The sequence below is a fragment of the Nocardioides ginsengisegetis genome, from assembly GCF_014138045.1.
GTDB classification, from domain to species: domain Bacteria; phylum Actinomycetota; class Actinomycetes; order Propionibacteriales; family Nocardioidaceae; genus Nocardioides; species Nocardioides ginsengisegetis.
The window spans coordinates 413,718-421,465 of sequence record NZ_JACGXA010000003.1 but is presented as its reverse complement, the minus strand read 5'-3'; the positions used below and the strand labels follow the sequence as shown (position 1 = coordinate 421,465).

At 67.0% G+C, this 7,748-nt stretch carries 11 protein-coding genes; all 11 read left to right on the top strand.

Going from position 1 to position 7,748, the window contains the following annotated elements:
- The first annotated feature begins 151 nt into the window (after positions 1–151).
- Complete coding sequence (locus FB382_RS21530; protein ID WP_182541994.1) at positions 152–1,921, top strand: hypothetical protein; 1,770 nt, start codon at positions 152–154, stop codon at positions 1,919–1,921.
- Positions 1,918–2,979, top strand: a complete 1,062-nt coding sequence (locus FB382_RS21525) for a hypothetical protein (RefSeq protein WP_182541993.1) — start codon at positions 1,918–1,920, stop codon at positions 2,977–2,979. The genes FB382_RS21530 and FB382_RS21525 overlap by 4 nt, the downstream gene beginning before the upstream one ends.
- Entirely contained in the window at positions 2,976–3,266 is a 291-nt protein-coding gene (locus tag FB382_RS21520) for a hypothetical protein (protein WP_182541992.1), read from the top strand. Before FB382_RS21525 ends, FB382_RS21520 begins: the two co-directional genes overlap by 4 nt.
- Positions 3,263–3,712, top strand: a complete 450-nt coding sequence (locus FB382_RS21515; RefSeq protein ID WP_182541991.1) for a hypothetical protein — start codon at positions 3,263–3,265, stop codon at positions 3,710–3,712. The genes FB382_RS21520 and FB382_RS21515 overlap by 4 nt, the downstream gene beginning before the upstream one ends.
- A gap of 59 nt (positions 3,713–3,771) precedes the next feature.
- A complete protein-coding gene (locus FB382_RS21510; protein ID WP_182541990.1) occupies positions 3,772–5,037 on the top strand; it encodes an N-acetylmuramoyl-L-alanine amidase in 1,266 nt (421 codons plus the stop codon).
- Entirely contained in the window at positions 5,034–5,213 is a 180-nt protein-coding gene (locus tag FB382_RS21505; RefSeq protein WP_182541989.1) for a hypothetical protein, read from the top strand. The genes FB382_RS21510 and FB382_RS21505 overlap by 4 nt, the downstream gene beginning before the upstream one ends.
- A gap of 248 nt (positions 5,214–5,461) precedes the next feature.
- Positions 5,462–6,133: a hypothetical protein gene (locus FB382_RS21500; protein WP_182541988.1), complete on the top strand. Its 672-nt coding sequence runs from the start codon at positions 5,462–5,464 to the stop codon at positions 6,131–6,133.
- Positions 6,134–6,136: 3 nt separating this feature from the next.
- Positions 6,137–6,499: a hypothetical protein gene (locus FB382_RS21495; RefSeq protein ID WP_182541987.1), complete on the top strand. Its 363-nt coding sequence runs from the start codon at positions 6,137–6,139 to the stop codon at positions 6,497–6,499.
- Entirely contained in the window at positions 6,496–7,239 is a 744-nt protein-coding gene (locus FB382_RS21490; protein ID WP_182541986.1) for a hypothetical protein, read from the top strand. Before FB382_RS21495 ends, FB382_RS21490 begins: the two co-directional genes overlap by 4 nt.
- The gene (locus FB382_RS21485; RefSeq protein WP_182541985.1) at positions 7,236–7,469 is read left to right on the top strand and encodes a hypothetical protein; all 234 of its coding nucleotides are present in this window, start codon (positions 7,236–7,238) and stop codon (positions 7,467–7,469) included. The genes FB382_RS21490 and FB382_RS21485 overlap by 4 nt, the downstream gene beginning before the upstream one ends.
- Positions 7,466–7,675: a hypothetical protein gene (locus FB382_RS21480; protein WP_182541984.1), complete on the top strand. Its 210-nt coding sequence runs from the start codon at positions 7,466–7,468 to the stop codon at positions 7,673–7,675. Before FB382_RS21485 ends, FB382_RS21480 begins: the two co-directional genes overlap by 4 nt.
- Positions 7,676–7,748 lie beyond the last annotated feature (73 nt).

The following is a 7,748-nucleotide window of genomic DNA, read 5'->3' as shown; positions in this document are numbered from 1 at the left end:
AGAAGGTCACCCACCAACTAGCGGACGTGACCAGGGAGCTGCGGGAGATCAAGAAGATCGAGGCGAGGCAGGCCAAGGAGCACGCCCACCACACGGCAGCCGCGATCAACGGCGCGGCGACCACGGGACACAAGAAGCGGAGCAGTCGATGATGGGGCGCCCGCAGTACTCACTCGGTCAGCTCGAGTTGATCGGTGACTCTGACAGCGAATACTGGTTCGACGTCTATGGCGAGAACCGCTCGCATGGGAAGCCGCAGCCGATCACGCAGACGATCTCGACGCTGTTGCAGGATGGCAGCAAGGTTGTCACGACGGGCCACGACAACCGCGAGATCTCGATGTTCGTGGTTGTTGAGGGTTCTGACTTGATGTCGCTGGCTGAGGGCGAGGCGACCCTGTTCCTCGAGTGCTCGAAGCCGACGACACTGACGTACACCCCGGCTGACGGCATCGGTCCGGCGACGGTGTTCGAGGTGTGGGCCGCCGACCTTGAGCCGGATTATGACGACCTGCTCGAGGTCCAGCAGTTGCAGCGCGCCTACAAGCTGACGCTGACCTGTGAGCCCTTCGGTGGCTCGGACGTCGAGATCACCACGGTTGGCGTGACGTCGGCTGCGTCGCCTTCGACGGTGGTCATCAACGATGGCTCGTCGGTGACGAACTGGACACAGCAGTTCACGGATGCTCCGGGTGGTTCGGCTGCGACCGCGGGCGCGGGCCTCTATGTGGGCGCGGTCACGGGCAGCCTGAACCCGTTCAACGACTACGGCGGCCACTACCGCGCTCAGGGGTCACTGGTCTACACGCCCGCTTCCCCGGTGGACATGTCGGTGACGACGTTCCTCCAGGTGGATTGGGATATCGACTTCTACGGCTATGCGGATCGCCCGGTGCAGGTCTTCGCGGACGGCCTTGAGCTGACAATGCTCTCGTCGGTCGCGGTCCCCGGCACTCCCTACACGCGGACCACGTTCCTGTGCCCGGATGCTTCGGTGGCGTCGTTCCGCATCAAGGGTCCGCGCTCGATGCACAGCGTCGACGGCTCGGGCGGTCCGGTTGCTGGCTCTCTCGTGGTCGACCAGCTCGTCCGCACCAACCAGGCGCCGTCGACGTCGACGCTGCGACAGAAGGTGTCATCGATCCCGATCTGCGGGTCGGCTCGGACGCAGGCGACACTCAAGGTGGAGCACGCTTCCTCGGCGCTGGGCTACACGATGGTCCACACCTACCCCGACCTGGGTGACGGCTACACGCCGGACCTCCGCCGCTGGCGCACGGCCAGCGGGGCGGTCACATCGGACTCGTCGCTCATCTCAGGCTCCCGGAACGTGTGGAACGGCGGCGTCGCCACCGTCTACACCATCCCGCTGCGCATCCTGCGGCCCGGCCCCTACCTGTTCGCGGCCCGCGTGCGCCGCACCTCCGGGACGGGCGTGGCGGTCCTGAACGGCACGTCGGTGAACTTCCCTGCCTCGAACGTGTGGCAGACCGTCCCGATCGGCATCTACGAGGTGGGAGACCACCTGCCCAACACGGCTTTCTCGTACATCCTGACTCTCGCGGCCGGCACCAACACCCCGTCCATCGAGATCGACGAGGGCTGGTTCTTCTACGTCGGTGACGACGCGGCCCTGACCAGGATCGACCTTGGCACCGGCAGTCCGTCGGCGTCGGGGTCGAGTAACCGCCTGTTCCTCAAGACCCCGTCGACCGCACGGCCCTACCCGTCCATGTGGCGGGGCACCCTGGCTGACGAGTCCGACAGCCGCAACGCCGTCGTCGACACCGACGCATGGGGCGACCACCAGGCGGCGCCGACCGCCTTGACGGTGTTCACGGTGACGTCGAACGCGCTCGACGCGCAGGTCTCCGCGACGTACCGCCCACGTTGGCACACGCATGCCGGGCCGCTTCCGTGACGGGCGCTGCGATCGAGGTCCGCGTCGGTGGCGTCCCGGTCCGTTCTCTCGGCTACGTCGGCGACGTGGCGTTCTCGCACACGCTGCCCGGTGGCTGCGCTGAGGCGTCGTGGGGCATGGCTGGGCTCGCCAAGGGGGTCGCGTCCAGTGTTCTGCGTCGTGGCGCGCGGGTCGTCTACACAGTGGGTGGCTTCCCGATCTGGCAGGGCATCCTGTCGCAGCCCGGTGCTGACATGGAGTCGTTCTCCGCGACCGGCTTGTTCCGTGAGGCCAGTCGGTTCATGGCGCTGGACAACACGGGCGCCCCCACCTACGACCTTGACGCCGCGATCGTCCAGGCCATCGCGGACGGGATGCCGTGGATCTACGACGGCGGCGCACCGACCGGGATCAGCACCGACAAGGCCGAGTACCTGTCCGACCTGATCGCCGTCTCCTCGACCGCCGCGGCCGTCCGTGCCGGCGTCGGACCCGACGGGCGGGCCTACTTCCGCGCCGACCCCACGACCCCGACCCTGCACGCTGTTCCCGGTGCAGGGGTAATGGGGCAGGCCGACGATGACTACGCCTCGCGCGTCAAGGGCGAGTATGTGTCCGCGCTCGCCGGAACACCCCCAGTCCCGTCCGCTACCGCCATTGCCACGGCGACACTCTCGGGCGCCGACGAGCTGCTCTACGGGACGTCGATGCGGTTCGTCGACCTCAAGCCCCGCGGCCTGCTCACCTCGACCGAGGCCAACGCCGTCGTGTCGGGGATGCTCGCGCTGGCTGGCCCGCGTGTCGGGTTCACGGAGCGTCTCGAGCTCGCCGACTACCAGCTCCTCCGTGACGGCTCGCCGGCCTGCCTGGCGCTGGTCCGCGAGGGCGAGATGGTCCGCGTGCACGGCGCGATCAACCCCGGCCAGTCGGTCACGGGCAGCAACTTCCTCGACATGGTCGTGGCGGAGACGTCATATGTGGCTGGCGCGCAGACGATCACACTCGCCCCGCTCGGCCTCGCACCCCGCACACTCGCCGACGTCCTCGCCGTCACTGCTGTCGAGGAGTCGTTCGCATGAGTACCGAAGTGACTGCCTCGGCTCGTCGTTCGGTGAGCAGCGACATGTTCGCCGACCTGACCGACGCGCCCGTCCTGTCGATCCGCGCGAACGGCTCGAACCTGACCGTGACTTTCGACGCCGACCTCGACCAGCCGACCATCGACGCGATCACGGCCCGGATGACGTCCCGCGACGACGCAGACCAGGCAGCACGCGCAGACCTCTCGGACTTGTTGACCAACGACACGACCGCCTCCCCTTTGGCTAAGGCGGTCGCTGCCTATCTCCTTGGGGGAGCCACATGACCCACGGCCTTAGTGCTTCGGCACAACTGCTGATCCTTCTCGGCGGTGCTCTTGCTGTGCTCGCCGGGTGGCTGCGGTGGGTGCGTCCGAAGATCCGCAACACGCGCCGGGACACGGTTGCGATACGTGACGCGATCCTCGGCCGCGACGCGATCGTGGACACGATCACGCAGCAGGAGCTGGCGCCCGCGCTACCGGGGATCGGTCAGCGAATGGCGCACCAAGAGGCGCAGATGCAGACCATGACTGAGGCTGTAACCCAGTTGGCGCAGACGCATCAGCAGATGGCTGAGGTGCGCGCCGAGGTGAAGTCGCTAGCCGGGCGTGTGGAGAAGCTCGAGGCGGGCACGGTTGAGCGGATTGTGACGCGCGCGGAGTCTGCTGCTGCGTTCCGTGCGATCGAGGCCGCCCACAACTCGCACCCCGACGAGGTCGACGAGTCCTGACCTTCCGTCTGTACGCCGCCCGCCTCATCGCGGGCTCTTTCGCACGCCTGGAGGTTCCCATGCCGCTCACCTACCCCGTGGCCGTCGCGAACATCATGTCGCGGCCCAAGATGTCGGTCGAGAAGGTCCGCGAAGACGTGGGCAAGGTCGCTGAACATGCACGCGGCGGGATCGTCTTGTGGTCTGAGATCAGCCACGACTACTACGTGCGTGCGGTCGCAGCCCTCGACGGGTTCGCCACCTACCAGCCCAAGGGTGTCGATGTTCCGATCACTTGGGACACGGGCCGCTACACCGTGATCGACGTCGGCCTCGACTTCGGCTCGGTTGGCATCCCCGGTATCGCACCCGCACGGCACACCACCTGGGCGCTCCTGACCGACGTGCTCACCAAGGACATTGTCGGCGTCGCCAACGCCCACATGCACCCCGACGGCTGGAACCCCAAGCCCAACATCGTCCAACGTGCCCTGCGGCGACTGCTGTGGACGCGGCACGAGAAGCGAATCCAGAAGCGCATCGAATGGCTGTCGCACCGGGCCAAGCGCGTCCACGTCGGCGGCGACATCAACCGCCCCGGCACCTACACGTTCACCAGCCTCCGACGCTCCACCGGCGCAGGCGTGATCTACCTCGGCTCCCGTGGCGCGGTCGCACAGTCCGCACCCGACCGTTTCGCCCTGAACTCCGACCACGACATGCAGGTCGTGACCATGACACCCCGCATCGGAGCCTCCATGACCAAGCCCATCCGCCCCCCGGCCCCGATCTACCTCGGCCCCGCGGCACACACCACGCCTGGCGACAACAAGCCCATCAGCCGGGTCGTCATCCACTGCACCGTCTCTCCGCTCGTTGAGGGGCAGGCCCGGGCGACCGCCGCCTACTTCCGCAGCAAGTCCTCCGGTGGGTCCGCTCACTATGTCGTGGATGCGGACGAGGTGATCCAGGTTGTGCCCGACAGTGTGATCGCCTGGCACGCGCCGCCGAACAACAACAGCATCGGCGTCGAACTCTGTGATGCGCTGGCCTCCGAGGCGTGGGACAAGGCGAACGCCAAGCGGTGGGCCGACGTCGACCACGAGCGGATGCTCAAGAAGGCCGCCCATCTCGTCGCGAAGCTCTGCCTGGCCTACGAGGTTCCGATCCAGCGGCTCACCGTCGCCGAGTTGAAGGCTGGGCGTCACGGCATCTGCGGCCACGTCGACGTCTCGCAGGCGTGGGGCCAGTCGACGCATTGGGACCCCGGCCCCTCGTTCCCGTGGGTCCATTTCTTGGCGCTGGTCAACGACGCCGCCGACATCATCAAGGAGAACCACCGATGAACCTCAACCCGCCGCGTTCCGTCCGCGCCGCCCTCTACCTGCTGACCGCGCTCGGCACCCCCGTCGCGCTCTACCTCCAAGCCAAGGGCTACATCGGCGACCTCGAGCTCGCACTCTGGGGCGCCGAGGTGACCGTCGTGAACGGGATCGCCGCACTCAACACCAAGCCCGAGTAGTCCCATGCAGTCGCCGCCGATCGAGTGGGCGCTGCACGTCGCACACTTCGGCATCCTCGACTACCTCCGCGACCGAGGCGAACCCGATGGGGACACCGCATCCGAGTGCCTCCGCGTCATCTTCCATACCCACGACCCTCGAGGACGGGCCGCACTCGCAGCGGCAATCACCGCCTCGGGGGTCGTTCTGTTTCGCCACCTCGTCAAGTAACTGACACCTCGAGCCCCGCCACAGAACAGGACCGCTCATGGCAATCACGCCAGTCACCGTCACCTTCAAGCTCGTCGACTTCCTCGGGTTCGTCCCCGACATCCGCCGCACGAAGGTGCTGCTCGACACCAACGTCGACGCCGGCTTCCTCGTCGACACCACCACGGGCGGGTCGTTCCGGATCACCGACGCCAACGTGACGATCGACTCCACCGGCCTCGCGTCCTTCACGGTGCTGCCCTCCGGAGCGACGGGCCTCAATCCGTCCGCCTACCAGGTGCGGGTCCGGATCGACGCGGCCAACCCGGTCACCCGCAAGCGCGAAACCATCGACCTCGGCTGGTACACCATCACCGCCGCAGCCGACCTCAAGGATCTCGTCGCGACCCAGTACGTGCCGCCGACCTACCTGTCGACTGTGACGGCCGAGCTCGACGCCATCCGCGACGACGCGCAGGCCGCTGAGACGGGCGCGGTCGCTGCACGTGTCGGCGCGGAGGCCGCGCGTGACGCCGCCGTTGACATCTCCGGCATCGCCACCCCCGATGCGCTCGTCGAGACGCTGGTGAAGAACACGGGCGGTGCGGGGCCACTCACGTCAGCGGCTCTTCAAGCCTCAACTGATGCGAGAGTCGCGGACCCCACAAGCCCTGCAAACCAGACCATCCAGGGCATCTCCCTGGTCAACGCACTCGTCTACGGAGGCTGACCGATGGCTACCCCGAACCTCACCGCGATCACCACCGTCACCCCAAAGATCCTCGCCTCGGCGCAGATGGCATCCGGGGACAACGCGGCCTACACCGTGCCCGCGAACAAGGCTGCCCAAATCAAGACGATGGTGCTGTCCAACGTCAGCGGCGCGGCCGTAACCATCACCGTCTCCGTCATCCCCTCGGGCGGATCGGTCGACGGCACCCACAAGGTTGTGTCCGGCTACTCCCTGGCTTCCAACGACTCGACCACGATCAGCGAGGTCGTTGGCTCCTGGCTCGGCGCGGGCGACAAGGTCAACGTCAACGCCGCCGCCGCCACCGCCATTGACTGCGTCATCACCGGGCTGGAGTTCGCATGAGCCGCGCCAGCCGCCTTAATGGGCGGGTCGGAGCAGCCGACATCAAGGACTCAGCCGGACGCCGCCTCGACTCCTTCGAGGTGATCAACAAGGACAACCTCGCGCCCGTTGGATCGCTCTCGGCTCAGGGATGGAACCTCTGGGTCCGCCCACTGGTCACTGACTACCCGGTGCCCACCTTCCGGCCCACCACAGCCGGGACACCGATGGCCGTAGACCTCGTGCCTAACGGAACGACCGCAAACAGCACGAAGACGTGGATCGACTTGTGCGACACCGACATCCGCGACGACCCGTACTCGACCAACGGCACGAACACCCTCTACCTCGGCATCGACTCCGCCGCACCCTTCGTCGCAGCCAAGCGCGTCGGCGGCAGCGGCACCAAGCCGTCACTGATGTTGAAGGCGTCAATCAGCGCAGCCGGAAGTGTCACCGATGCCATCCGGATCAGTTCGGCGTCCATCGCCGCTGCCGCCACCGCCGACGACTACACGCTGACCGCCGACCCGTTCATCGTGCTCGGCGTGCATGGCGGCTCGGTCGTCGGCGGCTCTGGATTCAGGCTCAAGGCGGCGGCGGACATCGGGTTCTTCTACATCCCCCGCATCAACGGCACCCCAACAGGTACCCCGAAGACCTACGGCAAGACGCACCCCATCTGTTACGACCCGGTGGCACACAAGATGTGGCTCTACGAAGACGGCGGCGTCGGATGGAAGTCGGTGACGTTCGCATGAGCGAGCAGCCCGGACCCGTCGTGCGACTCCTGAAGGTCGCCATCCAGCCCGTCTTCGTGGTGATCGACGGCGACGACGTGCGCGAGATCGAAGTCGCCACGATGACCGCAACCGCCGCCGAGTGGCGATCCCTGGACCCCACGACCTGGGCCGACCTCGGGGCCTCCAAGGTGGCGCAGCAGATCGCCGCAGTCGCGGACAACGAGACGAACCAGGGAGAGGGAACATGACCCAGACCGACACCGACACTGGCGCGGACGAACTGACCCAGACCGAATTCCTGACCGCCCGCCTCTCCGAAGACCCCGACCGGACCGTCGAGGATGTCTACGACTGGCGGGGGGGCGAGTGGCGGCCACGCGACGTGGAGGTCGAGGCAGAGGCCGCCGCCAGGTACTCCGACCACCCTGACTATCGCGTGGACTGGACGCCCTGACAATCGCCTCTTCACGCCGGTTCTGTAGCACCAAGTGCTACACATGAAAGCCTCGGGCGGGTACGCTCAGGAT

Excerpts from the sequence above, each read along its gene's own strand:
- FB382_RS21530 (WP_182541994.1), top strand. The coding sequence starts at position 152 with ATGGGGCGCCCGCAGTACTCACTCGGTCAGCTCGAGTTGATCGGTGAC.
- FB382_RS21520 (WP_182541992.1), top strand. The coding sequence starts at position 2,976 with ATGAGTACCGAAGTGACTGCCTCGGCTCGTCGTTCGGTGAGCAGCGAC.
- FB382_RS21515 (WP_182541991.1), top strand. The coding sequence starts at position 3,263 with ATGACCCACGGCCTTAGTGCTTCGGCACAACTGCTGATCCTTCTCGGC.
- FB382_RS21510 (WP_182541990.1), top strand. The coding sequence starts at position 3,772 with ATGCCGCTCACCTACCCCGTGGCCGTCGCGAACATCATGTCGCGGCCC.
- FB382_RS21505 (WP_182541989.1), top strand. The coding sequence starts at position 5,034 with ATGAACCTCAACCCGCCGCGTTCCGTCCGCGCCGCCCTCTACCTGCTG.
- FB382_RS21500 (WP_182541988.1), top strand. The coding sequence starts at position 5,462 with ATGGCAATCACGCCAGTCACCGTCACCTTCAAGCTCGTCGACTTCCTC.
- FB382_RS21495 (WP_182541987.1), top strand. The coding sequence starts at position 6,137 with ATGGCTACCCCGAACCTCACCGCGATCACCACCGTCACCCCAAAGATC.
- FB382_RS21490 (WP_182541986.1), top strand. The coding sequence starts at position 6,496 with ATGAGCCGCGCCAGCCGCCTTAATGGGCGGGTCGGAGCAGCCGACATC.
- FB382_RS21485 (WP_182541985.1), top strand. The coding sequence starts at position 7,236 with ATGAGCGAGCAGCCCGGACCCGTCGTGCGACTCCTGAAGGTCGCCATC.
- FB382_RS21480 (WP_182541984.1), top strand. The coding sequence starts at position 7,466 with ATGACCCAGACCGACACCGACACTGGCGCGGACGAACTGACCCAGACC.